We start from the raw sequence: 21,576 nt of genomic DNA on the forward strand, positions 1-21,576 counted from the left end.
CCCCCGACACGCGGATTATGATTCCGCTGCTCTAACCAACTGAGCTACTCCGCCGACGCGTGGCGGGTGATTACGGTCGGTGCCCCATGGCGTCAAGCGGAAAAATCCGCCCGATGCCACGCGACGCTCAGCCCATCATGTCGTCGGCCACGAACATGTTCGACCAGGCGCGCTCGATCAGATCGGGGCTCATCCGGTAGGGCAGCCCCTCGAAGTCGCAGATCGAGATCATCTGGTCGATCAGGAAGACCGGCTGGTAGTTTGCGTAGACGTTGCCGATCGTCGGGTATTTCTGCTTGAGCAGGTGCACCAGGCTCGCCTCGTCAAGCTGCAGGCCCTTCTTGCGCGCGACCATCGCGAAGATCTTGAGGAAGTCGTCCTGGTTCGGGCCGTCGACCTTGATCTTGTAGAAGATCCGGCGCAGGGCCGCCTGGTCGAAGATCTCGTTGGGATGGAAGTTGGTCGAGAAGATCACCAGCGTGTCGAACGGCACCTCGAACTTCTCGCCCGATTGCAGGGCTAGGATGTCGCGGCCTTCCTCGAGCGGGACGATCCAGCGGTTCACCAACTTCTGCGGCGGCTCCTGCTGGCGGCCGAGGTCGTCGACGATGAACACGCCGCCGGTCGCCTTGAGCTGCAGCGGTGCCTGGTAGGTTCGTGCCGTCGGGTTGTGGACGAGGTCGAGCATCGACAGGTTCAACTCGCCCCCCGTGATGACCGTCGGACGGCGGCACATCACGTAGCGTCGGTCGAAGCGGTCCGTGCGGCGCAGCGCCGAGACGGGCTGGTCGGCATCCTCGATCGCGGCGTGCACGATCGGGTCGTAGACGGTGATGATCTGGCCCGAATACTCGATCGCGCGCGGCACGTAGATCCGGTCGCCCAAGGCTTCGCGGATGCCGTTCGAGATCGAGCTCTTGCCGTTGCCCGGGGGGCCGTACATCAGGATCGAGCGGCCGGCGCTGACGGCAGGGCCGAGCTTGGCGATCAGGTCCGGCGGCAGGACCAGATCGCCCATCGCCGCGCTCAGCTGCGCGCGGGTAACCTGCACGTTGCGGATCGATTGCCGCGCCACCTGTTCGCGGTAGACGTCGAGCGGGACCGGCATGGGCCCGAAATATTCCGACTGCGCCAATGCGTCGAGCGCGCGGGCCTTGCCGCTGTCGGTCAGCTGGTAGGGCATCTCGGCGCTGACGGTGCCGCCCGGGCCCAGCGTGCCCATCGCCTCGACCATGCCCTGACCGCGAAGCATGTCGATCAGTTCCTGCACGATCGGCACGGGCAGGCAGACGGTGCGCGCGATCTCGGTCACGACGTTGGTGTTGCGGCGGAACAGCGTCTTGAGCAGCGTGTCGCGCATCAGCACCGGCGACAGGCCGACCTCGGCGATGGATTTTGGGGCAGGGGGCGCCATGACGGCGCTTGGGTGCATGGTCATCTCGTGCTCCGCCGCGGGCTTTCGGCCTTGGGTGGCAGGGCAATGTGGCCAATCCGGGGCGCGGTCGTGACTTTGACTTGCTACCCGACATGCGTCAGCGCCCGTAGAGCGCGCCCATGGCCAGGTACAGCACCAGCGTCCCGCCAAGCGAGAGACCCATTGGGAAACGGGTACCGCTGCGCCAGCTTTCCCAGTCGGGCGCCATGCGGCGCAGCGCGGTATGCTTGGCGACGCGGTGCACGGCGAAGCCGGTCAGCAAGGTGGCGGCGAACAGCGCCAGCACGACGCGGAGGTCCGCGATATGGACGAAGGGTGCGGCGGCGGCGGCGAACTTCGCGTCGCCGGCCCCCAAAGCGCCGCCCGAGTTTAGCGCGATCCCGGCGACCAGCACGACGCCGAGATGCACGTACCGCCAGGCGTAGAGGTCCAGCGGCATGACGAACGGGCCCACCAGCGCGAAGACGGCGAACAGCGCGATCACCGCGTGGTTGCGGATGCGCATCGTGCTGAGATCGGTATAGCAGACGTAAAGGCAGATCGGCAGCGCCAGGGGAAGGAACCACGCCGCGGCGCTGGCCGAGATGCCCATCGTCCTAGTTCGCCAGGTTGCCGTCGAGCGCGGCCAGCGAGCGTGCCGCGGCGTCGAAGTGCTGGGGATGCGTCTCGATCGCGTCGCGCAGCAGCGACTTGCCGGTCTGCACGTCGCCCCGCTTGATCGCCGCGAGGCCGAGGGTGTGCAGCAGCTGCGCGCGCTCGGTCTGGCTCATCGGGATGACCGGCAGCGTGTAGTCGCCCTGCGCGCCGCGCGCCATGACGAGGTTGTTCTTCGCGGTGAACATCGTCCCGTCGAGCCGGATCGCGTCGGCGAACAGCCGCTCGGCGGCCTGCGCCTCGCCGCGGGTCAGCTTGGAATAGCCCCAGTTGTTCAGGACCGGCGCGGGCGTGTCGGTGAGGCCGGCCGCGATCTCGTAGAAGCTGTCGGCCTTGCCCCATTCCTGGTTGCTGTCCGCGACCATCGCCTCGAGCCGGTAGCGCGCGTGCGTCTCGTAGGTGGGCGGGATGCCGTTCAGCGCCGCCTCGGCCCCGTCCCAGTCACCGGCGCGGATCAGCGTGTCCGCGAGGTCGACGTGATCCTCGTGGGTGGCGTCCTCGTGGGCGATGACGGCTTCCCATGCGGCGCGGGCCTCGGGGATCCGACGGGCCCGGACCAGCGATTTCGCGAGGCCCCGGCGCACGTCGATGCGGTCTGGGTTGTCGGTCAGCGTGCGCTGGAAGTAGGACACCGCCTCGTTCGGGTCGCCGACGGTCAGCATCACGTCGTTGAGGTTGGTCTCGTCCACGACGTTGACGCCGCGAAGGCTGCGTTCAACGGCATCCTCGCCGCTTGTGCCGCCGCATCCGGCCAACGTGCCGAAGACCACCGCGAACGCGGTGGCGGTAACGGGATGGCGCATGGGTGCGTCCCCTCGATGCTCTGCCTCGTCAAGGTGCGCGCCGGATCCTGTAGGACCCGCTGCCTTCGCGCACCAAGCGGTATTGTTGTTGTGCGGCCTCATCATAGCCGGGATCTTCCAGTTTTGCGAGAGCCAAGCGCAGATTGTCCCGGATCGCGGTACTTTGGCCGTTGTCCAGCGCGAAAGCCTTGCGGAAGACGGCGGCCGCTTCGGCCGTCTGGCCGCGTTCGATCAGCACGACGCCCAGGTTGTTCCAGGCTTCGGGCCACTCCGCGTCTTCCCGCGTGGCGCGGCGCAGCAGGTCCTCGGCCTGGTTCAGGCGGCCGAGCGCCAAGTTCGCGGTGCCCAGCGCCACGAGCACTTCGGCCGTCAGGCCCTGCTGCCCGGCGGCGCGGGTAAAGGCGTCCAGCGCCAGCTGGTACTCGCCGGCCTGCATCAGGCGATGGCCCACGACCAGCCCGTCCTCGGCCTGTGCCGAAGGATCGACGCCGGGCGCGAACACGCCGTCATGCGACGGGACGCCCGCGGCACAGGCGGCCAGGATAAGCAGCGCGGCCGTGGCGCCGGGCGCGGTGAGGCGCATGGTCTACTGTCCGATGTTGCCCATGTTGGCGATGCCGACCGCCGAAGGCCCGACCAGGATGATCAGCAGCGGCGGCACCGTCAGCATCATAGTCACCAGAGTCATCTTTGTCGGCAGCTTGTTGGCCGCTTCTTCGGCGCGCATGACCCTTTTGTCACGCATCTCCCCGGCATAGACCCGCAGCGCGTCGGCGATCGAGGTGCCGAAGGTCGCCGCCTGGTTCAGCACCGTCACGAAGGACGAGATGTCCTGCACGCCGCAACGGTCGGACATGTCGGCCAGCACGGCGGCCTTGTCCTTGCCGGCCTTCATCTCGTGCGCGATGATCTGGAACTCGTCGGCAAGGGCGGGGTACGAGGCGCGCATCTCGGCCGCGACGCGGACGATGGACTGGTCCATCGACTGGCCGGCCTCGACGCAGACCAGCATCATGTCGAGCGCGTCGGGAAAGCCGCGCTGGATCTCGTCTTGGCGTTCGGCGACGCGGCGCGTGACCCAGTATTTTGGCGCCATGTAGCCCACGGCACCCGGGCCGATGATGTAGATCAGCTTCTGCTTGAGGCTGGCGTCGGGGCTGTCGATGGCGCCGAAGTAGTAGGCGGTGCCCAGGGCGAGCATGCCGACGCCCAGCACCACCTGCGCGAAGTAGTAGATCTGCACCGCGTCCTTGCCGCGATAGCCCGCCTGCAGCAGGCGCATGCGCATCTCGGACAGGTCCTTGGCGTTCTGCGGCTCGAGGAACTGCGCGTACTTGTTCAGCTTCTCGTTGCGCCGCTTCTCGCGCAGCACCGCGCGGGTGTCGGATTCGAGCCGCGTGCGCCCCGTCTCCTTGAGCTTGTCCAGCGGGTCGGGCCGCGAATTCATCATCATCGGGATGGTGATCAGCAGCATCAGCGCCGCCAGCCCCGCCACCGCGATCAGCGGTCCCGCCGGGCCGAGCGCGTCGACCAGCATCGTGTCCAGAGTGTCGAGCATGGGGTCAGACCTTGATGTTCACCAGCGCGCGCATCACGACGATGTTGAGCACCAGCATGATGCCCACGACGAAGCAGGCGGGAATGAAGTACGGGTGGTCCAGCACGTCGTCGTAGAAGTCGGGTTTGGACACCTGGATGAAGGCCAGCGCGGCCAGCGGGAAGCCGGACAGGAACTTGCCCGACCATTGCGCCTCGGCGGTGATGGCCTTGACGCGGCGGAACAGGCGGAAGCGGGCGCGGATCACCTTGGCCAGACCATCGAGGATCTCGGCCAGGTTGCCGCCGGCCTGCTGCTGGATCGCGACCGACACTGCGAGGAACCGCAGGTCCTGGATGTCCAGCCGCTCGGCCATGTGCTTGAGCGCCTCGCCCATGTCGCGGCCGTAGGTCGCCTCGTCCGCGATGACGCCGAACTCGGTGGCCAGCGGATCCTTGATCTCTTTCGACACGATCGAGATAGCGCTGCTGAACGGGTGGCCCACGCGCAGGCTGCGGACCATCAGCTCGACCGCGTCGGGCAGCTGCTCCTCGATCATCGAGATGCGCTTCTTGGCCTTGTAGTTCACCCACATGTAGACGCCGCCCACGCCCATCGCCGCGGCCATCACCAGCCGCACCGCGCCGCTGGCCTCGGTGCCCGCGCTGAGGCCGGCGAAGGAAAACAGCGACAGCGCCGCCATCAGCATCAGAAGCTGCTGCGGCGTGAACGCGATGTTGGCCTTCTGCGCCTTCTCGGCCAGCAGGGTGTACAGCGGCAGCCCGCGCGAGCCCATGTGTTGGTCCATCTCCTTGCGGAGCTTCGCCAGCACCTCTTCGCGCCCGGTGCCCTTCTCGAGCATCTCGAGCCGCCGGTTCACCTTGTTGTTGAGGCTGATCGACTTGCCGAAGGCGACGAGATAGGCGCCTTCGACCAGGGCCAGCACGCCCAGGAAGATCATGCCGTAGATGATGGCTTCAGACATCGAAGGAAATCCTCATTCGCCGCGGAAAGGTTCGTAGATCGACGGCGGCAGGTCGTAGCCCCACATCCGGAATCGCTCCGAAAAGGACGAGCGCACGCCCGTCGCGGTGTAGTGGCCCAGGATCTTGTTGTCGGGCGTCAGGCCGACGCGCTGGAACCGGAACATCTCCTGCATCGAGATCACGTCGCCCTCCATTCCCGTCACCTCGGTGATCGAGGTCATGCGGCGCGAACCGTCCTGCAGGCGGCTGACCTGCACGATCAGGTTCACGGCCGACGCGATCTGCGAGCGCGTGGCCTTCAGCGGCATCTCGATCCCCGACATGGCGATCATGTTTTCCAGACGCGCGACACCGTCGCGGGCGCTGTTGGCGTGGATCGTGGTCATCGAACCGTCGTGGCCGGTGTTCATGGCCTGCAACATGTCGATGACTTCCTCGCCACGCGTCTCGCCCACGATGATGCGGTCGGGTCGCATCCGCAACGCGTTCTTCAGGCAGTCGCGCGGCGTGACCGCGCCCTTTCCCTCGACGTTGGGCGGGCGGCTTTCCATCCGGCCCACATGGGTCTGCTGCAACTGGAGTTCCGCGGTATCCTCGATCGTCAGGATGCGTTCGCTGTCGTCGATGAAGGACGACAGGGCGTTGAGCGTCGTGGTCTTGCCCGAACCCGTCCCGCCCGACACGATGATATTGAGCCGCGTGGCGACCGCCGCCTGCAGGTAGACGGCCATTTCCTCGGTGAAGGCGCCGAAGCGGACGAGGTCGTCGATGCCCAGCTTGTCCTTCTTGAACTTCCGGATCGACACCAGGCTGCCGTCGATCGCGATCGGCGGGACCATCGCGTTGAAGCGCGACCCGTCCGACAGGCGCGCGTCGACGTAGGGGTTCGATTCATCGACGCGCCGGCCCACGGCCGAGACGATCTTGTCGATGATCCGCATCAGGTGCTTTTCGTCCTTGAAGGTCACGTCGGACAGCGACAGCTTGCCGTCCCGTTCCACGAAGACCTGCCGCGGCCCGTTCACCAGGATGTCCGAAACGGTCTCGTCCTTCAGCAGCGCCTCGAGCGGGCCCAGGCCCTTGACCTCGTCGTAGAGGTCGTTGTTGAGCATCCGGCGCTCGTCGCGATTGAGAACGATGTTCTTTTCCTGCAGCGCCTCGGACGCGATCGCGGTAATTTCCTCGCGCAGTTCGGCCTCGCTGGCCTGATCGAGCGCGGCGAGGTTGAGGTTCTCCAGCAGCGCGCGGTGCAGCTCGAGCTTGATCTCGCCCAAGCGTTCCTTGCGCTTCTTCTCCTTGTCCTGCGGGACCGCCTGCGCCGATTGCGGACTGGGCTTGCGCGTGGCAGTCGGACGCGGCGGCGTGGCGGACTGCGCGACCGAGGGGGTCGACTGGGCGGCTGCGGGACGGTCGACCACGGGGGCCGCGCCCTGGACCTGGGTCTTGCGGTAACGCGAGAACATCGCTGGTTCCTCCCTCAGGCCGCTTCGGCGTCGGTCGCGCCGATGGCGTGCAGATCCTGCGCGAGCTTGGCGATCTCCTTGCGCAGCGGGTTCTTCGCGGCGGCCTTCGCCAGCGGGCTGCCATGATCGCAGGCCTGCGCAACGGCGTGGCCGCCGTCCGGCAGCCGCAGGTCCAGCGCGATGCCGAGGCTTTCGGCCATGCGCTTGACGCGGCTGCGGCCCTGCAGGTCGGTGAATTTAGGCGCGCGGTTGAGCACGAAGCGCAGCTTCTCGAACGGCAGATCCTCGGCCTGCAGCGCCCGCTTCAGCCGCAGCGTGTTCTGCGCCGAGCGCATGTCGAGCTGGACGACCGCGAAGTAGACCTGCGACTCGGTCAGCACGGTCTCTGTCCACTGCACCAGCGTCGACGGCATGTCGACGACGACGAAGTCGTAATGCTCGCGCGCCATGTCCAGCAGCTTCTTCACGTCATCGGGCGAGATCATGTCGAGCGGCAGGATGTCCGGCGGCGCCGTCAGAACCTGGAAGGACCCCTCGACCGTCTCGAGCGCCTGGCCGAAGCTTTCTCCGTCCATGGATTCAACGTCCGACAGGACCTCGAGCACCGCCTCGCGTCGGTCGAGGTCGAGATAGGTCGAGACCGAGCCGAATTGCAGGCCGAGATCCAGCAGGCAGACGCGAGGCGCCTTGCCCGCGCTGCGGTTCAGCGACAGCTCGTAGGCCAGGTTGACGGCCATCGTCGTGGCGCCGTTGCCGCCGGCGAGGCCCTGCACGGCGATCAGCACGCCGTCGCCGCCACCCGAGAGCGCGACGCTCTTGCCACCGTTCGCCGCGCCTTGAAGGATCGGTTTTTCCTCGAGCCGCTTGACGGCGGCGGCCAGTTCTCCCTCGGGCAGGGGGTAGGGCACGAACTCGTCGGCGCCCTGCCGCAGAAGCTGGTGCAGGGACGCGGGTGTGACGTCCTCGGCGATCAGTACCACGCGGACGCCGTGTGCCTTGGCCTGCGCGATGATCCGGCAGAGGCGCGTCAGATCGACCTCGTCCTCGGCATCGATGGCTATGGCGACGAAACGCAGCTCGGCCGCGTCGGGTTGTTCCAGGAACGCCACGGCTTCGTCGAAGCCCAGATCCCCCCAGGCTTCGCCCAGCAGCGAATCCATGTCCTCGATCAGCAGGTCGAAGGTCTGCACGTCACGGCTGATCGTGCACGCGACGATTGGCGCCGCTTCCAGCTGTGAGGGAGTTCCCGTCATGTTGCCTCGCGTTCCTCGCACTCATGCGCTCCGGATGGCGGGCAGACTTCGGATGACCGACGGCCCCCACGGCCGGATCGCAGCGCCGATTCCAGATCGGGCGCCTTGGTCCATGGCAGGCACTGTCGCGGGCAAACCGGGCAGGAATGGGGCCAAATTACCCCGATTCTGGGATAGTGTTCACGCTTTGGGAAAAGTCGACTACTCGGCAGCCGAGGCCGCGGTTTGCGTGCCGGTGAGCGTGGTGGCCGGAATGGCCGAGGCCACGTACCCGCGCCAGATCACCTCGGCGTATTCGCCGGCGAGCACGTTGGGATGGTCGGCCACGAAGCCCGACACCTCGGTGACCGTGCGGCGGTTGCGCCGCTCGCGGCCCTCGGTGACGATCAGCGGCTGCTCTTCGCCGTAGGACACGACCGCCTCGAGCCGCGTGGTGCTGATGCCCTGTGCCGCCAGGTAGGCCACGACCGCCTGGGCTCGACGCAGGCCGAGCTGGTAGTTGTACGCGTCGGAACCGACGAGGTCGGTGTGCCCGTAGACGCGGAACGTGATCTCGGGGAACTGGCGGATGAAGCGCGCCTGGTCGCTCAGCGTCCGGCGCGCCTGGTCGCTGAGCTGGGCGCTGTTGAACGCGAAGTTGACGACGGTCACGACCTCGTCGGCAAAGCGGTGGGCCATGTCATAGGCGAACCGCTCGAGGGTGGTCATCGCCAGGTGATTGGCCATCGTCGCATTGCCAAACCCGCCGGTATCAAGCTGCGACCCGGCCTCGCGGTTGAACGAGCCGCGCACCGGACCTCTGTCGAGTGCGCAGGACGCGACGGCGACCAGGGCGGCGAGTGCCGCGATGGTGAGCGGTGTGATGGACGGCGTGTGCATCGGATCAATCCATCACGTAGCCGTAGGAACCGCTGAAATCCTGTCGCGCGACCTCGCCCGCAGCACCGCGGGTGGGCGCGGCGGCGCCGCCGCTCACGCGACCGTAAAGGAACAGGTCCCGCTCGGTCGGCGGCACGACGCGGTCGGTCGGCAGCGCCAGCGCCTCGCCCCGCGTGGGGGTCACCAGGTGCGGCGTGACGATGATCACCAACTCGGATTGCTGGCGCGAGTAGTCGGCGCTGCGGAACAGCGCGCCCAGGATGGGGATGTCGCCCAGCCAGGGGACCTGGCCGTTGAGATCGCGGAAATCGTCCTGCAGCAGGCCCGCGATCGCAAAGCTTTCGCCGTCGCGCATCTCGACGGTGGTCGACGTTTCGCGGCGGCGGAAGCCGTCGATGCGGATGTCGCCGATATCGATGCCGTTGTTGGTGTCGATCGACGACACGGCGGCCTTGAGTTCGAGGTTGATCAGATCGCCGTCGACGACGCGCGGAATGAAGTTCAGCTCGACGCCGAAAGGCTTGAACTCGACCGTGGTCGTGTCGTTCTGCTGCGCCACGGGAACGGGGTATTCGCCGCCCGCCAGGAACTTGGCCTCTTGGCCCGACAGCGCGGTGAGGTTCGGTTCGGCCAGCGTGCGAACGACGCCTTTCGATTCCAGCGCCTCGAGCAGGATGCCGACCTCCAGCCCTCCTGCGTTGAAGCCGAACAGCACGGCGCCCTCGGCGGTCGAGTCGCCAGTCAGCGGCCGCGGCGAACCGATCGGCAGCGGGAAGTCGGCGGAGTTCCCGGTTCCCAGACGTTGCGTGCCGTCGATGCCCGACACCGACGCGCGCAGGCTCTTGGCGACCGAGCGCTGCATCTCGGCAAAGCGGACCTTCAGCATGACCTGCTGCACGCCGCCGACCGACATCAGGTTCGACACCCGTTCGGGCGCGTAGCGCTGCGCCAGTTCCAGCGCCCGCTCCATCTTCAGCGTCGAGGACACGACGCCCGAAAGCACGATGCCGTCATTCGCTGTGCGGACCTCGATGGTCTCGCCGGGCAGGATCTGGCCGAGGCGTTCCTTGAACTCGGCCACGTCCGCGGCCACGCGCACGTCAACATTGGTGATCAGCTGCCCCTGACCGTCGAGGATGGTCAGCGTCGTGGTGCCCGGGCTTTTTCCCAGCACGTAGATCGACCGGTCGGACAGCGAAGAGATATCGGCGATCGCCGGGTTGGCGATCGACAGTTCGGCAAAGGGCACGTCGCTTTCGACGACGACCGCGCGGTTCATGGGAACGGACAGCACGCGCTCGGTGCCGTTGCTGACGATACGCAACGTATCGGCCAACGCCGATGGGGGCAGCATCGCCGCCCCTGCCGCGATCCCCACCAGGGCCGCCGCGATTAACCTGCCGAATGCCATTGGGCCTGCCTTTCGATCGCGCCTTGCGTGCAGGTCTGCGCCCGCTTTGGCGAAAACTATGCGGCGGTTGCGGAATTATTACAACGATCAACCGCTTCCGCGGCCCGGCTGCTGTGGAGAACCCGCAACACAGGGCGATCGAAGGACAAGGCGTGCGCCGGCGTCAGTTCGTGCAGGGGATCGGCGTCTCGATGACGTCGCCGCCGCGGCGGGTGCGGATCGTGCATTGCTGCTTGCGCGGCTGTTGGGGCGCGGGGGCGAGCGCGGTCTGCGTCGGCTCGCCGATGCCCAGAAGGTCGCGTTCGTCGACCTCGATCGGTCCGGTCACGGCCGCGCCGTCCTCGAGCCCGACCAGCGACAGCGACATGCGTCCGGTCGATTGCGCCTGTGCCAGTGCTGCGACCTGGAGCGGCGTTGCCGCGACGGTGACAGTGCGCGCGATGGCAACCTCGCGTGTCTCTGTATTCGCCATCTGGTCGATGGCGATCAGGCGCACGGTGCTTTCGATCAGGCGCGTGACCTCGCCGTCGGGAAGGCCGCCGTCGCGACCCTGCGGGCGCCCGGTCCAGTAGATGTCTACCATGTCGCCGGGGCGCAGGAAGCCGGACACGCCCGAGGCGACGTCGACCTTGATCGCGAAGGCACGCTCGCCCGGATTGAGACGGGACACGAGGCCGGCATCGCCGCCGGGCTCGCTCAGCTTGACGGTCAGAAGGGGTTCATGCTGCTCGATCGCACGCAGGACCAGGCGCGGCGCGGCGCCGTCCTCGGCGACGGGTCGGGCCTCGTCGAAATAGCCTTCGGGCAGGATATTGGTCGGGTAGCGGGCCAGGATCACGTCGTCTTCGGTCACCATCTCGCCATAGGCGAGCGGGCGTTTGGCGACGTAGATCGGGGTGGTCGCGATGGTTTCGTTGGTCTTCTGACGTTCCGCGGCCAGCGCGGCCTCGTAGGTACCCACGTAGTCCATGGCCATCTTCACGGCGAAGCCGGCCATGCCGAGGCCGGCGATCAGGACGAATCCGAATACGAGTCGCATGTCTTGCCTCCGTCAGAAGCGGTAGGGTGGCCGGACGTCACTGTCCGTAGGCGGGCATCTCCTGCATCCTCGTGGCCGACGCGTTCACCGAGGTGACGGCGTTCGTGCTGATGAGGTTGGTCGCGAACAGGCCCAGGGCGACGATCGCGGCGCAGATCACGACCCAGTCGACCGTGATGGCGCCGTCTTCGGTGCGCCGGAACAATCGGATCTTTCTGAAGGACATGGCACACCTCCTTGGAAGGCGGGAAGAAAAGGCCAGGCCGGAGCGTGCTCCTGCCTGGCCGAAACATCTCGTTCTGGCGGGCCTTAGAGGCCTGCTTCTGCGCCGACCGAGGTGGCCGCTTGGCCGATCAGGGTGGTCGCGTTGGCGCCGATCGTGTCGAATGCGACGACGGCCAGGGCGACGATGGCTGCGGTCAGCACGACCCAGTCCACGGTGACTGCGCCGTCTTCGTCCTTGCGGAAATTCTTGATGAAGTTGAACATGGTGTCTCTCCGTTGCGTTCGCTCTCTCTCACCGCTCCAGTCCGTCCCGGGCCTCTCTCACCTTGCCCTGTCCTGCCGCGGCATGGGTCCATATAGCCGGCGGTTTGGGGCGAGAGTGTGGCTGGAATTGGCTCAAGTCGGTATTTCTCCGGGGCAGGTGGAAAATCCGCTGATGTCATAATTATATAAATATAACAGTTGCTTGCCATCTGATTCCGCGGCTTTCGGGTGGGCAAATTTCAAGATCCGCTTTGCAAAGTGCGAGAATTGCGCCGCGGATATGGAGAATGAGCGCGCCTTGTGCGAGCATATCGTTAAAATTGGCGAGGCTTCGAGCGGATGCGATCGCGATTCACTTTGGCGCTGGCATGCGCCTTGTTGGGCTGGTCGGAAGCCCCGGCGCAGCAGGCGGCGACGGAATTCTCCGCCCGCCGCGTGACGCCGCCGCCGCCCGGCACGACCAAACGCATCACCGTCCAGATCGCGCCGCGGGCCGAGCCCGCCATCCCGCCGCGTCCCGAGAGAAAGGCCCCCGCCGAGCCCGCGGTCGCGGCGACGCCCGGCGCCGCACCGGCGTCTCGCCACGCGTGGTTCTGGGACGCTGTGTCGCCCAGGCTCGCCGACAGCGGACCGGGGCGGCTGGAACCGGCGCTGGCGGCGCTGACCAACGCGGCGCCGCAGGGACGTGGCGTCGCGGCGCCGCGGCTGGATGCGCTGCGCGCGATGGCGGGCACACACGGCGCGCGCGTGATGCGCGAGACGGTCGGGACGCGGGTGTCGCCCGCGCTGGTGCTTGCGGTGATGGCGGTGGAATCGGGCGGCAGGGTCGATGCCGTCAGCCGCGCGGGCGCGCAGGGGCTGATGCAACTCATGCCCGCCACGGCGGCGCGCTTCGGGGTCTCGGACCCCTTCGATCCGGATCAGAACATCGCGGGCGCGGTCGCCTTCCTGGACCTGCTGGTGCGCATGTTCGAGGGCGACCCGATCCTCGTGCTCGCCGGATACAACGCCGGCGAGAACTCGATCGCCGACAACGACGGCGTGCCGCCCTATGCCGAGACGCGCGACTACGTGCCCAAGGTGCTCGAGGCCTTCCGCACCGCCCGCGCGCTGTGCCTGACGCCGCCCGAGCTGATCTCGGACGGGTGCGTCTTCGCCCGGCCCTAGCCGCGCAGCACCGCGCCCGGGTTCATGATCCCGGCCGGGTCGAGTGCCGCCTTGATCGCGCGCATCGCCGCCAGTTTCGTCGGGTCGCCGTATTTCTCGAGGTCCGAGACCTTCAGCCGCCCGATTCCGTGCTCCGCGCTTACCGACCCGTCGAGCGCGTGCACCAGATCGTGCACGCAGGCCTTGATCGCGTCGCGCTTGTCCTCGTGATCGGCACGGTTTTCGCCGGCGACAGGGAAGACGTTGTAGTGCAGGTTGCCGTCGCCAAGGTGGCCGAAGCAGTTGATGCGAAAATGGCCCAGCTCCGCCAGCGTGGGGCTGGCGCGCTGGATGAACTCGGGCAGGGCGCCGAGCGGGACAGAGATGTCGTGGCTGGAGATCGCGCCGATGTGCCGGTTGGCCTCGGGGATCCGTTCGCGCAACGCCCAGAACTCGGCGGACTGGGTCTCCGACTGGGCGACCATGCCGTCCTCGGTCAGCCCCGCCTCGAATGCCTCGGCGAACAGGGTCTCGAGCGCTTCGGTCGGGTTCTGGCCGCGTCCGAGACCGAGCTCGATCAGCACGCACCATTCCGGCGGTTCGGGCCAGGGCTGCCGCACGTCCGGCAGCGTCTCGCGCAGGAAGTCGAAGCCCATGCGGTGCATGATCTCGAAGGCGCTGATGCCTTCGCCCACGTGGTCGCGCGCCATCGCCAGCAGCGACAGCGCCGCGGCGGGATCGGGCACGGTCAGCAGCGCCGTTCCGGTCGCCGCGGGGCGGGCGGACAGCTTCAGCACGGCGGCGGTTATCACGCCCAACGTGCCCTCGGCCCCCATCAGCAGGTGTCGCAGATCGTAGCCGGTGTTGTCCTTGCGCAGACGTTTCAGGCCGTTCCAGACGCTGCCGTCGGGCAGCACCGCCTCGAGCCCCAGCACGAGGTCGCGGGCATTGCCATAGCGCAGCACGTTGACCCCGCCCGCGTTCGTGGACAGCAACCCGCCGATCCGGGCCGAGCCTTCCGAGGCGAGCGACAGCGGAAACAGCCTGTCGGCGTCGCGCGCCGCCGCCTGCACGTCGGCCAGGATCGCGCCGGCCTCGACGATGGCGGTGTTCTCCTCCGGATGGATCGCCCGGATCGCCGCCATCCGGTCGGTGGACAGCAGCAGCGGCACCGGGCCGTCCGGCGCGATCTGGCCGCCGACCAGCCCGGTGCCGCCGCCATAGGGGATGACCGGCACTTGCGCCTCGGTGCAGGCGCGCAGGATCGCGGCGACCTCGTCCACGCTGCGCGGCCGGGCCGACCATTGCGCCGTGCCGCGCCAGCGGCCGCGTGGTTCCTCAAGCTGGCCGGGACGTGCGCGTTCCAGCGTGTCTTCGGGCAGGGCGGCGCGCAGGCGCTCGGCAAAGGCGTCGTCGGCGGGGGAAAGGGTGTGCGGCGTCATGCGCCAGACATAGCCGCTTTACGCCGGGGACGGAAAGGTCACTCGTCGCGCAGCCATTCCGGCCGCAGCACCACCACCGTCGGCCGCGACGGCAGGGTGCGCAGCGACACGTCCAGCGACGGTTCGTCCCGTCGATCCACGATGAACGTGTCCGACACGCCGTCCAGGAATCGGTCGAGCGCGGTGTACGAGAACCAGTGCATCGGGATCACGACCGAGCTGCGCAACCGGTCCACCACGTTGATCACCGTGTCCAGCGGCAGGGTATAGCCGCCATCGACCGGCACCATCACCACGTCCAGCCGGCCGAGCGCCGCGTATTGCGCGTCGGTCGGTTCGTGATGCAGGTGGCCGAGATGCCCGACGCACAGCCCCGCCACCTCGAACACGAAGATCGAGTTGCCGTCGTCCTCGCGTCCGCCGAAGGCCGATCGGATGTCGGTCGACACGTTGCGCACCAGCATCTCGTCGAGGTCCAGGTAGTGATCGACGCCGGCGCCGTGCGTCTCACCCCAGCCGCGCAGGATGTTGGGGATCCGCGCATCGGGCGCGGCGGTCCAGTGGGTCGAGTGGGCGTGGTTCATCGTGACGACGTCCGGCACCATCGCGGTGTCGCCGATCGTGCCCGAGTAGTCCGTGACCGCGTTCAGCCCGCCCGGCGTGCGGATCAGGAACGAGGCGTGCGCGATGTAATGAATGCGGACCGAGTAGTCCTCGACCGGGGCGCTCCAGCTGGCCTTCTGCAGGTATTCCAGCCCTGGCGCGGCATCCGCCACGGCGATGCAATGGCTGGGCTGACGCGTCTGCGCGGCGGCACCAGTGGCGAAGGCGAGGATCAGGGCAAGGGCAATGCGGATCATGGGCGGCTCCGGGGCTGAGGCTTGACCCAACGGTAGGCCGAATCCGGCAGGTGCCAAAATCACGCTTGCGCAAGCTGGCCGGCATGGGGCGCCCCTGCCTGCTCGGTAGGCATCCGATGCACTGAGGCCGTGATTGTGCCGGGATCTCGACAAGCGGCCGGTGTGGCCCTAGCCGGTCTCGGTCCGTCCGCGCCGGTCCGACCGCAGCGCGGCGTATAGGACGTGTGTGCGCCACCGTCCGTCGATCTGCAGGTAGCTTTGCGCCACGCCCTCGTACTTGAAGCCCGAGCGTTCGAGCAGCCCGCGCGAGGCGACGTTCTCGGGCAGGCAGGCGGCCTCGAGGCGCGACAGGTCCATCCGGTCGAAGGCGTGGTGCACCATCGCGGCGATCGCTTCGGACATGAAGCCCATGCGCGAAAACGGCGCGCCGACCCAGTAGCCCAGCGTACCGGCCTGCGCCGGTCCGCGGCGGATGTTGTCAAGCGTGATCGCGCCGACGATCTCGTCGGTGTCCCGGCGCACCAGGAACAGCGGCAGGGCCGTGCCCGCGCCGATCGAGCGCGAGGCCCAGTAGACGCGGTTGGTGAAGGCGCGGCGCGACAGGTGATCCTCGGCCCACGCCGGTTCCCACGGGGTCAGAAAATCGCGGCTGTCCCGACGCAGCCGCGACCAGGGCGTGTAATCGGCGTGCACCGGCGGTCGCAGGGTCAGGCGCTCGGTCTCGAGCGTCAGCTTGCGCCGCAGGCTCAGCATCAGGCGGCCCGTCGGGCCTTCAGCGACTCGAGGTCGGGCGCACCGGTCACCGGGCCGTAGAGCGCCAGCGCCGGTTCGGCCTGCACCGCCTGCGCCTGCGCGAAAGCGCGCACGTCTGCGCCATCAACGGCCTCGATCCGGGCCACGGTACGCTCGATGTCCGGCACCTCTCCCCAGATCTGGATCATCCGCGCCATGCGTTCCGCGCGGGCCGAGGGGCTTTCAAGCCCCATCAGCAGGCCGGCCTTCATCTGGGCGCGGGCGCGCTCGATCTCGGCATCGGTCATGTCGTCGGCGGCACGCTTCATCTCGTCGATGGTCAGGCCCATCAGCTCGCCGATCTCGTCACCGCTGGTGCCGGCGTAGATCGTCGTCGTGCCGGTGTCGGAATAGGCGCCCGACTGCGCGAAGATCGTGTAGCACAGGCCGCGCTTCTCGCGGATCTCCTGGAACAGGCGCGAGGACATGCCGCCCCCCAGCGCGATCGTGTAGATCTGCGCGGTGTAGAAGGCGGGATCGCGATAGCCCGGCGCCTCGAAGGCCAACGCCATGTGCGCCTGCTCGAGCGGCTTGTCGTTGCGGATCTCGCCGCCGTGGAAGCGCGCGGCGTCCGGGTTCCCGGAAGGGCGCGGCTTCATGTGGCCGAACAGCGATTCGGCCTGGGCCACGATCGCGTGGTGGTCTACGGCGCCGGCGGCCGAGACGATCAACTGGCCCGGACCGTAGCGTTCATTGACGAAGCGCAGCAGGTCGTCGCGGGTGAAGGCGCGCACGCGGTCGGCCTCGCCCAGGATGGTGCGGCCCAGCGCCTGGTCCGGGTAGCACTGCTCTTGCAGCCAGTCGAAGATGATGTCGTCGGGCGTGTCGGCGGCCTGTCCGATCTCCTGCAGGATCACGCCGCGCTCGGTCTCGATCTCGCGGTTCTCGAAGACCGGGTTCATCAGGATGTCGCCGATGACGTCCAGCGCCAGCTCCGTGTCTTGGCCCAGCACGCGGGCGTAATACGCGGTCGTCTCGCGCGAGGTGTAGGCGTTGATGTAGCCGCCCACGTCCTCGATCGCCTCGGCGATGCCGAGCGCGCTGCGCCGTTCCGTGCCCTTGAACGCCATGTGCTCGAGGAAATGCGCGATGCCGTTCTGCTCGGGGCGTTCGTGCCGGCCGCCCGCCGACACCCAGACCCCCAGCGCGGCCGAGGACAGGTGCGGCATGTGTTCGGTCACGACGCGGACGCCGTTGGGCAAGGTGGCAAGTTGCACGGTCACGGGGCGATACGCTCCTCGATCAGGGTTTCCAGGGCCTTGAGATCATTGGCGACGCGGGTCACGCGTTCCGGCCGGTCATACAGGTCCGCCATGCGCTTTGGAAGGGGCGGGCGGATGTGGCTGGCGGCCTCGACGGCGTCGGGGAACTTCGCGGGATGCGCGGTGGCCAGCGTGATCATCGGCACCGCCGGGTCGCGTAGGTCCTCGGCCACCTTCACGCCGATGGCGGAATGCGGGCACAGCAGCTCGCCCATCGTGGCGTGGGCCTGCCGGATCATCGCGCTGGTCTCGTCCTCGGACACGCGGCCCGAGGCGAAATCCTCGCGCAGGGCCTGCAGCGCGCCCTGGCTGACCGAGAAGCCGCCGGCCTTCAGCTCGTCCATCAGCTGCGTGACGGCGGCGCCATCCTGTCCATAGGCGTAGAACAGCGCGCGTTCGAAGTTGGAGCTGACCTGGATGTCCATCGACGGGCTGATCGAGGGCACGACCTCGCCCTTGGTGTAGTCGCCCGAGGTCAGGCAGCGGTGCAGGATGTCGTTCTGGTTGGTCGCCACCACCAGCGTGTCGATGGGCAGGCCCATGCGCTTGGCGATGAAGCCTGCGAAGACGTCGCCGAAATTGCCCGTGGGCACGGTGAAGCTGACCTTGCGGTCGGGCGCGCCGAGGCTGGCGGCGGCCGAGAAGTAATAGACGACCTGCGCCAGCACCCGCGCCCAGTTGATCGAGTTCACGCCCGCCAGCCGCACCCGGTCGCGGAAGTCGAAGTCGTTGAACATGTCCTTCAGCCGCGCCTGCGCGTCGTCGAAGTGCCCGTCGATGGCCAGCGCGTGCACGTTCGCCTCGGACGGCGTGGTCATCTGGCGGCGCTGCACCTCGGACACGCGGCCGTGTGGGTACAGGATGAAGACATCGACCGCTTCGAGCCCGCGGAAAGCCTCGATCGCCGCGCTGCCGGTGTCGCCGCTGGTCGCGCCGACGATCGTCACGCGGCTGCCGTTGCGGGTCAGCACATGCTCGAACATCTGACCGATGAGCTGCATCGCGAAGTCCTTGAAGGCCAGCGTCGGCCCGTGGAACAGTTCCAGCAGGAAATGGTTCGGCGCCAGTTGCTTCAGCGGAGCGCGGGCGTTGTGGCCGAAATTCGCGTAGGCCCGCGCGATCAGGTCGCGGAAGGTCGCATCGTCGAACGTGTCGCCGACGAAGGGGCGCATCACGCGAAAGGCGGTTTCTTCGTAGCCGAGGCCTTGCAGCGCGCGGATGTCGTCCCCGGACATCTGCGGGATCGTCTCGGGGACATAGAGGCCGCCGTCGCGGGCGAGGCCGGACAGCATCGCCTCCTCAAAACTCAGGGACGGCGCTTGGCCGCGGGTCGAGATATAGCGCATCGTGTCAGTCCTTGCCTTTGGCCTGCGTCCTGATCCAGGTCAGCGTCATCGCGATCCACACCGCGGCGAGCGAGAACCACGTGATCGCGTATTGCAGGTGATCGTTCGGAATGCCGGCACTGTCCACCGGGATCGGCTGCAGGCGCTCGTCCGCGGGATCGATCTTGCGCGCCACCACCAGCAGCGGTTCGGTCTGCAGCGCGTCGGACATGGGGCCGATGTCGCGCGCGTACCAGGTGTTGTCCTCCGGCGCGTTGGCCGGCGTGGCGCTGTTGCGGTCGTCGGGCCAGTGCAGGTTGCCCGTCACCTCGGCCGGCCCGGTGCGCAGGGCTATGTCCTTTTCCGCCGCCGGGACGAAGCCCCGATCCAGCAGCACGCGCCGGCCGTCCTCGGCCGTGAAGGGCGAGATCACCCGCCAGCCCGCCCCCTGCCGCTTGACCGAGACAAGGACGTAAAGCGCGCCTTCGCCGATCTCGCCCTGCAGGGCGACGGGCTGGTAGCGCTGCGCGGCGGGGGCGACGACCTGGGGCAAGGGCTGCGGATCGGCGGCGATGGTCGAGTCTATTTCGGCGATGATGCCCTCTTTCCAGGCCAGCCGCTGGACCTGCCATATCCCCAGCGCCACGAGGATCGCGGCGCCGATGAGGCCGATCAGGAGGGGGGCGAGGTAGCGGGTCACGGAAGTCTCCTGGGTTCAGGCGGGTTTACCGCAGCGCGAGGCGGGTTCAATCCCCCTTCGCCCGAGCGGACGCATGCCGCAAACGCGAAGCGCCCGCCGGGTGGCGGGCGCCTGCAGGTCGCGTATGGGCGACGGGTCAGCCGCCCCAGACGTAGACGGCGGCGAACAGGAACAGCCACACCACGTCGACGAAGTGCCAGTACCAGGCGGCGGCCTCGAACCCGACATGCTTGTCCGGGGTGAAGTGCCCGCGCAGCAGGCGCATCAGGCAGACGAACAGGAAGATCGTGCCGATGATGACGTGCGCGCCGTGGAAGCCCGTGGCCATGAAGAAGTTGGCGCCGTAGATGTTGCCCGAGAAGCCGAATGCCGCGTGCGTGTACTCGTAGGCCTGGAAGAAGGTGAAGATCACGCCGAGAACGATGGCGATGATCAGGCCCCACTTCATGTCTTGGCGGTTGTTCTCGTGCACCAGCGCGTGGTGCGCCCAAGTCGCCGCTGCACCCGAGCACAGCAGGATCAGCGTGTTGATCAGCGGCAGGTGCCACGGGTCGAACGTCTCGATCCCGGCGGGCGGCCAGACGCCGTCGACCGCGGGGCTCATGCCGGTGGGGTCCATCGGGTAGAGCGCGTGCTTGAAGAAGCTCCAGAACCACGCGAAGAAGAACATCACCTCGGACATGATGAACAGGATGAAGCCGTATTTCAGGCCGATCTGCACCACCGGGGTGTGGTCGCCGACCTGGCTTTCGGCGATGACGTCCGACCACCAGCCGAAGGCGGTGTAGAGCACGCCGACGAAGCCGATCAGGAACATCCAGGGCGCGTAGCCCTTCATCCACAGCACCGCGCCGAACAGCATGACGAACACGCCGACGGACGTCAGGAACGGCCAGATTGAGGGGTTCAGGATGTGGTAGTCGTGATTCTTAGCGTGAGCCATCGGGTCCCTCGTTCGCCATCAGTTCGTTGTCGTTGCGGCAGCGCCGGTGTCAAGAGCGGCCTGCGCGTCTTCGGGCAGGTCGATCTCGTAGAAGGTGTAGGACAGGGTGATGTGCTTCGACCGGTTCGCGTCCACGTCGTCCACGATGTCGGGATCGACGAAGAACACCACCGGCATCTGAACCCGCTCGCCGGGCTGCAGCACCTGTTCCTCGAAACAGAAGCAGTCGATCTTCGAGAAGTAGCCGCCGGCGCCGAAGGGCGCGACGTTGTAGCTGGCCGAGCCGGCGATGGGGCGGTCGGTCGGGTTGTAGGCCTCGTAGAAGGCCATGCCCTCCTCGCCGATGCGCAGGGTCATCTCCTGCTGCACGGGCTTGAATTCCCACGGCATGCCCTTTTCCAGCGATGCGTCGAAGCGGACCTTGATCGTCTGGTCGAGGATGCGGCCGTCAGTCGCCTCGGCCACTCCGGTCGCGCCGCCGTAGCCGGTCACGCGGCAGAACCAGTCGTACAGTGGGACCGAGGCCCAGGCCATCGCGCCCATGAAAACGACGACGCCGACGGTCGTCGCCAATGTCTTCGTCTTGCCGTCAAGAGCCATCCGACATCTCCGTGGCTGGTTGGAACTCGAGACCGCCGCGCGTCACCTTGACCACGGTCAGGCCCAGAACGATCACGATCAGCGCCGCCAGCGACAGGCCGACACCGATGTTGCGGCCCTTCCGGCGGCGGTGAAGTTCGTGCTGCTTGCTCAGGCTCATGCGGTCACCAAAGGCCAAGGCGACCGGCGGCCGCTTCCAGAAGGATCGCGCCGAAATGCGCGAAGAGGAACAGCAGCGACAGCTTGAAGAAGCGCTTCTCGACCGCGAAGTTGTCGGCCTCGGACGCCGCCTCGTCGCGGCGCCAGATGGCGAAGGCGCCCTTCAGGAACAGAGCGTTCAGAACGAGCGCCACCGCCAGGTAGACCGGCCCGCCGATCGCCGTGAAGCCGGTGCCGATGGCCAGCGCGGCCAGAAGCGCGGTGTAGACCAAGATGTGCACGCGGGTGACGCGACGGCCATGCGTGACCGTCAGCATGGGCACGGTTGCGTTGTCGTAGTCCTGCCGCACGAAAAGCGCCAGCGCCCAGAAGTGCGGCGGCGTCCACATGAAGGTCAG

The 21,576-nt window shown here is 67.5% G+C and carries 24 protein-coding genes; 1 reads left to right on the forward strand and 23 read right to left on the reverse strand.

Annotation, left to right across the window (positions count from 1 at the left end; all coding sequences use genetic code 11):
* Positions 1 to 127: 127 nt before the first annotated feature.
* The 13 genes from ACFDTC_RS12870 to ACFDTC_RS12930 all read right to left on the reverse strand — a co-directional run bounded on the left by ACFDTC_RS12870 (position 128) and on the right by ACFDTC_RS12930 (position 11,949).
* Positions 128 to 1,438 carry an ATPase gene (locus ACFDTC_RS12870; RefSeq protein ID WP_375259284.1) on the reverse strand — a complete coding sequence of 437 codons (1,311 nt, stop codon included), beginning with the start codon at positions 1,436 to 1,438 and terminating at the stop codon, positions 128 to 130.
* A gap of 94 nt (positions 1,439 to 1,532) precedes the next feature.
* On the reverse strand, positions 1,533 to 2,027 hold the full coding sequence (locus ACFDTC_RS12875; RefSeq protein WP_375259285.1) for a prepilin peptidase: 495 nt from the start codon (positions 2,025 to 2,027) through the stop codon (positions 1,533 to 1,535).
* Positions 2,028 to 2,031: 4 nt separating this feature from the next.
* Positions 2,032 to 2,892 (reverse strand): tetratricopeptide repeat protein, encoded by an 861-nt coding sequence (locus ACFDTC_RS12880; protein WP_375259286.1) that lies wholly within the window; start codon positions 2,890 to 2,892, stop codon positions 2,032 to 2,034.
* Between the two features lie 28 nt (positions 2,893 to 2,920).
* Positions 2,921 to 3,475: a tetratricopeptide repeat protein gene (locus tag ACFDTC_RS12885; RefSeq protein WP_375259287.1), complete on the reverse strand. Its 555-nt coding sequence runs from the start codon at positions 3,473 to 3,475 to the stop codon at positions 2,921 to 2,923.
* A gap of 3 nt (positions 3,476 to 3,478) precedes the next feature.
* A complete protein-coding gene (locus tag ACFDTC_RS12890; protein ID WP_375259288.1) occupies positions 3,479 to 4,450 on the reverse strand; it encodes a type II secretion system F family protein in 972 nt (323 codons plus the stop codon).
* A 4-nt stretch (positions 4,451 to 4,454) separates the two neighbouring features.
* Positions 4,455 to 5,414 carry a type II secretion system F family protein gene (locus ACFDTC_RS12895; protein ID WP_375259289.1) on the reverse strand — a complete coding sequence of 320 codons (960 nt, stop codon included), beginning with the start codon at positions 5,412 to 5,414 and terminating at the stop codon, positions 4,455 to 4,457.
* Between the two features lie 12 nt (positions 5,415 to 5,426).
* Positions 5,427 to 6,878 (reverse strand): CpaF family protein, encoded by a 1,452-nt coding sequence (locus ACFDTC_RS12900; protein ID WP_375259290.1) that lies wholly within the window; start codon positions 6,876 to 6,878, stop codon positions 5,427 to 5,429.
* Between the two features lie 14 nt (positions 6,879 to 6,892).
* On the reverse strand, positions 6,893 to 8,131 hold the full coding sequence (locus tag ACFDTC_RS12905; protein WP_375259291.1) for a CpaE family protein: 1,239 nt from the start codon (positions 8,129 to 8,131) through the stop codon (positions 6,893 to 6,895).
* Between the two features lie 201 nt (positions 8,132 to 8,332).
* Complete coding sequence (locus ACFDTC_RS12910; RefSeq protein ID WP_375259292.1) at positions 8,333 to 9,010, reverse strand: OmpA family protein; 678 nt, start codon at positions 9,008 to 9,010, stop codon at positions 8,333 to 8,335.
* 4 nt (positions 9,011 to 9,014) lie between these two features.
* On the reverse strand, positions 9,015 to 10,364 hold the full coding sequence (locus ACFDTC_RS12915; RefSeq protein ID WP_375259293.1) for a type II and III secretion system protein family protein: 1,350 nt from the start codon (positions 10,362 to 10,364) through the stop codon (positions 9,015 to 9,017).
* A 220-nt stretch (positions 10,365 to 10,584) separates the two neighbouring features.
* Positions 10,585 to 11,460, reverse strand: a complete 876-nt coding sequence (gene cpaB, locus ACFDTC_RS12920) for a Flp pilus assembly protein CpaB (protein ID WP_375259294.1) — start codon at positions 11,458 to 11,460, stop codon at positions 10,585 to 10,587.
* Between the two features lie 37 nt (positions 11,461 to 11,497).
* Positions 11,498 to 11,686: a hypothetical protein gene (locus ACFDTC_RS12925; RefSeq protein WP_375259295.1), complete on the reverse strand. Its 189-nt coding sequence runs from the start codon at positions 11,684 to 11,686 to the stop codon at positions 11,498 to 11,500.
* Between the two features lie 83 nt (positions 11,687 to 11,769).
* Positions 11,770 to 11,949, reverse strand: a complete 180-nt coding sequence (locus tag ACFDTC_RS12930; protein WP_375259296.1) for a Flp family type IVb pilin — start codon at positions 11,947 to 11,949, stop codon at positions 11,770 to 11,772.
* 339 nt (positions 11,950 to 12,288) lie between these two features.
* On the opposite strand from ACFDTC_RS12930, the gene ACFDTC_RS12935 reads away from it, so the two are divergent.
* Positions 12,289 to 13,116: a lytic transglycosylase domain-containing protein gene (locus ACFDTC_RS12935; protein WP_375259297.1), complete on the forward strand. Its 828-nt coding sequence runs from the start codon at positions 12,289 to 12,291 to the stop codon at positions 13,114 to 13,116.
* Here the strand turns inward: ACFDTC_RS12935 and ACFDTC_RS12940 are convergent.
* From ACFDTC_RS12940 to ACFDTC_RS12985, 10 genes are all read right to left on the reverse strand, one after another.
* Positions 13,113 to 14,537, reverse strand: coding sequence for an FAD-binding oxidoreductase (locus tag ACFDTC_RS12940; RefSeq protein ID WP_375259298.1), 1,425 nt, complete (start codon positions 14,535 to 14,537; stop codon positions 13,113 to 13,115). The genes ACFDTC_RS12935 and ACFDTC_RS12940 overlap by 4 nt on opposite strands.
* Before the next feature lie 38 nt (positions 14,538 to 14,575).
* Positions 14,576 to 15,397, reverse strand: a complete 822-nt coding sequence (locus tag ACFDTC_RS12945; RefSeq protein WP_375259299.1) for an MBL fold metallo-hydrolase — start codon at positions 15,395 to 15,397, stop codon at positions 14,576 to 14,578.
* A gap of 168 nt (positions 15,398 to 15,565) precedes the next feature.
* Entirely contained in the window at positions 15,566 to 16,150 is a 585-nt protein-coding gene (locus ACFDTC_RS12950; RefSeq protein ID WP_375259300.1) for a GNAT family N-acetyltransferase, read from the reverse strand.
* On the reverse strand, positions 16,150 to 17,412 hold the full coding sequence (locus ACFDTC_RS12955) for a M16 family metallopeptidase (RefSeq protein WP_375259301.1): 1,263 nt from the start codon (positions 17,410 to 17,412) through the stop codon (positions 16,150 to 16,152). Before ACFDTC_RS12955 ends, ACFDTC_RS12950 begins: the two co-directional genes overlap by 1 nt.
* Positions 17,409 to 18,797 (reverse strand): threonine synthase, encoded by a 1,389-nt coding sequence (gene thrC / locus ACFDTC_RS12960; protein WP_375259302.1) that lies wholly within the window; start codon positions 18,795 to 18,797, stop codon positions 17,409 to 17,411. The genes ACFDTC_RS12955 and thrC overlap by 4 nt, the downstream gene beginning before the upstream one ends.
* Before the next feature lie 4 nt (positions 18,798 to 18,801).
* Positions 18,802 to 19,476, reverse strand: coding sequence for an SURF1 family protein (locus ACFDTC_RS12965; RefSeq protein WP_375259303.1), 675 nt, complete (start codon positions 19,474 to 19,476; stop codon positions 18,802 to 18,804).
* 136 nt (positions 19,477 to 19,612) lie between these two features.
* Positions 19,613 to 20,419, reverse strand: a complete 807-nt coding sequence (locus tag ACFDTC_RS12970; protein ID WP_375259304.1) for a cytochrome c oxidase subunit 3 — start codon at positions 20,417 to 20,419, stop codon at positions 19,613 to 19,615.
* 18 nt (positions 20,420 to 20,437) lie between these two features.
* Positions 20,438 to 21,019: a cytochrome c oxidase assembly protein gene (locus tag ACFDTC_RS12975; RefSeq protein WP_375259305.1), complete on the reverse strand. Its 582-nt coding sequence runs from the start codon at positions 21,017 to 21,019 to the stop codon at positions 20,438 to 20,440.
* Entirely contained in the window at positions 21,009 to 21,179 is a 171-nt protein-coding gene (locus ACFDTC_RS12980) for a cytochrome C oxidase assembly protein (protein WP_375259306.1), read from the reverse strand. The genes ACFDTC_RS12975 and ACFDTC_RS12980 overlap by 11 nt, the downstream gene beginning before the upstream one ends.
* A gap of 4 nt (positions 21,180 to 21,183) precedes the next feature.
* A partial coding sequence (locus ACFDTC_RS12985; RefSeq protein ID WP_375259307.1) for a UbiA family prenyltransferase occupies positions 21,184 to 21,576 on the reverse strand: 393 nt, incomplete at its 5' end.

Origin of the sequence: Citreimonas sp. (genome assembly GCF_042096055.1) — a bacterium.
Taxonomy (GTDB): Bacteria; Pseudomonadota; Alphaproteobacteria; order Rhodobacterales; family Rhodobacteraceae; genus Citreimonas.

What these genes read in the sequence shown, in the direction of transcription:
- ACFDTC_RS12925 (WP_375259295.1), bottom strand. Translation starts at nt 11,686, where the DNA reads ATGTCCTTCAGAAAGATCCGATTGTTCCGGCGCACCGAAGACGGCGCC.
- ACFDTC_RS12910 (WP_375259292.1), bottom strand. Translation starts at nt 9,010, where the DNA reads ATGCACACGCCGTCCATCACACCGCTCACCATCGCGGCACTCGCCGCC.
- cpaB (WP_375259294.1), bottom strand. Translation starts at nt 11,460, where the DNA reads ATGCGACTCGTATTCGGATTCGTCCTGATCGCCGGCCTCGGCATGGCC.
- ACFDTC_RS12905 (WP_375259291.1), bottom strand. Translation starts at nt 8,131, where the DNA reads ATGACGGGAACTCCCTCACAGCTGGAAGCGGCGCCAATCGTCGCGTGC.
- ACFDTC_RS12915 (WP_375259293.1), bottom strand. Translation starts at nt 10,364, where the DNA reads ATGCTGCCCCCATCGGCGTTGGCCGATACGTTGCGTATCGTCAGCAAC.
- ACFDTC_RS12980 (WP_375259306.1), bottom strand. Translation starts at nt 21,179, where the DNA reads ATGAGCCTGAGCAAGCAGCACGAACTTCACCGCCGCCGGAAGGGCCGC.
- ACFDTC_RS12890 (WP_375259288.1), bottom strand. Translation starts at nt 4,450, where the DNA reads ATGCTCGACACTCTGGACACGATGCTGGTCGACGCGCTCGGCCCGGCG.
- ACFDTC_RS12895 (WP_375259289.1), bottom strand. Translation starts at nt 5,414, where the DNA reads ATGTCTGAAGCCATCATCTACGGCATGATCTTCCTGGGCGTGCTGGCC.
- thrC (WP_375259302.1), bottom strand. Translation starts at nt 18,797, where the DNA reads ATGCGCTATATCTCGACCCGCGGCCAAGCGCCGTCCCTGAGTTTTGAG.
- ACFDTC_RS12975 (WP_375259305.1), bottom strand. Translation starts at nt 21,019, where the DNA reads ATGGCTCTTGACGGCAAGACGAAGACATTGGCGACGACCGTCGGCGTC.
- ACFDTC_RS12970 (WP_375259304.1), bottom strand. Translation starts at nt 20,419, where the DNA reads ATGGCTCACGCTAAGAATCACGACTACCACATCCTGAACCCCTCAATC.
- ACFDTC_RS12900 (WP_375259290.1), bottom strand. Translation starts at nt 6,878, where the DNA reads ATGTTCTCGCGTTACCGCAAGACCCAGGTCCAGGGCGCGGCCCCCGTG.
- ACFDTC_RS12885 (WP_375259287.1), bottom strand. Translation starts at nt 3,475, where the DNA reads ATGCGCCTCACCGCGCCCGGCGCCACGGCCGCGCTGCTTATCCTGGCC.
- ACFDTC_RS12950 (WP_375259300.1), bottom strand. Translation starts at nt 16,150, where the DNA reads ATGCTGAGCCTGCGGCGCAAGCTGACGCTCGAGACCGAGCGCCTGACC.
- ACFDTC_RS12870 (WP_375259284.1), bottom strand. Translation starts at nt 1,438, where the DNA reads ATGACCATGCACCCAAGCGCCGTCATGGCGCCCCCTGCCCCAAAATCC.
- ACFDTC_RS12935 (WP_375259297.1), top strand. Translation starts at nt 12,289, where the DNA reads ATGCGATCGCGATTCACTTTGGCGCTGGCATGCGCCTTGTTGGGCTGG.
- ACFDTC_RS12945 (WP_375259299.1), bottom strand. Translation starts at nt 15,397, where the DNA reads ATGATCCGCATTGCCCTTGCCCTGATCCTCGCCTTCGCCACTGGTGCC.
- ACFDTC_RS12940 (WP_375259298.1), bottom strand. Translation starts at nt 14,537, where the DNA reads ATGACGCCGCACACCCTTTCCCCCGCCGACGACGCCTTTGCCGAGCGC.
- ACFDTC_RS12930 (WP_375259296.1), bottom strand. Translation starts at nt 11,949, where the DNA reads ATGTTCAACTTCATCAAGAATTTCCGCAAGGACGAAGACGGCGCAGTC.
- ACFDTC_RS12875 (WP_375259285.1), bottom strand. Translation starts at nt 2,027, where the DNA reads ATGGGCATCTCGGCCAGCGCCGCGGCGTGGTTCCTTCCCCTGGCGCTG.
- ACFDTC_RS12880 (WP_375259286.1), bottom strand. Translation starts at nt 2,892, where the DNA reads ATGCGCCATCCCGTTACCGCCACCGCGTTCGCGGTGGTCTTCGGCACG.